General features: G+C 42.2%; 1 pseudogene. It reads right to left on the reverse strand.

The features are described 5' to 3' along the window. Window positions 1-934 (reverse strand): annotated as a pseudogene (locus HT734_RS08455) (hypothetical protein); the annotation flags it as partial.

Consider the following 934-nt stretch of genomic DNA (forward strand, 5'->3'; position numbering starts at 1 on the left):
GTTCCTGGTGGGAATGTTGAGCCATCTGGTTTCTTAGGTGTTACTGTAACGTCACCTGTCTTAGGATCTTGTTCAACATCTAGTGTTGGTGTCTTTTGAGCTGGTGTTGTTACATCCACTGGTTGTGATGGTTTCTTATTCGGTTCGGTTACTTTTCCTGTACCTGGGACATCTTTCTTAGGAAGTTTGTCATTTGGTACTTCACCTGAACCATTGTCGCCAATTGTAACTTCGATTGGTGTGTTGTTTTCACCTGGGATCACTACCTTGCTGCCTGATGGGTATGTTGAACCATCTGGTTTCTTAGGTGTTACTACTGCATCACCATTTGGTTTACGAGTAATTTCAATCGCAACTGGTTTTTCAGTTACTGGTGTTTCTGGTGTGACCTTAGCTGGAGTTTCTACTGGAACTTCCACTGTTGGTTGACCTGGTTCAGTAATCTTACCTGTACCTGGGACATCTTTCTTAGGAAGGTTGTCATTTGGTACTTTACCTGATCCATTCTCGCCAATTGTTACTGTGATTGGTGTTCCATTTTCACCTGGAATTTCTACCGTAGTTCCTGGTGGGTATGTTGAGCCATCTGGTTTCTTAGGTGTTACTGTAACATCACCTGTCTTAGGATCTTGATCCAACTCTAGTTTTGGTGTTTTACGAGCTGGTGTTGTTACATCTACTGGTTGTGATGGTTTCTTGTTAGGTTCTGTTACTGTTCCTGTACCTGGGACATCTTTCTTAGGAAGGTTGTCATTTGGTACTTCACCTGAACCATTGTCTCCAATTGTTACTGTGATTGTTGTTCCATTTTCTCCTGGAATTTCTACCTTAGTTCCTGGTGGGTATGTTGAGCCATCTGGTTTCTTAGGTGTGACAATCGCATTTCCATTTGGTTGTTGAGTAATTTCAATCTCACCTGGTTTTTCAGTTGTTG

It is taken from the genome of Streptococcus sp. k-90, from assembly GCF_013277565.1.
Taxonomy (GTDB): Bacteria; Bacillota; Bacilli; order Lactobacillales; family Streptococcaceae; genus Streptococcus.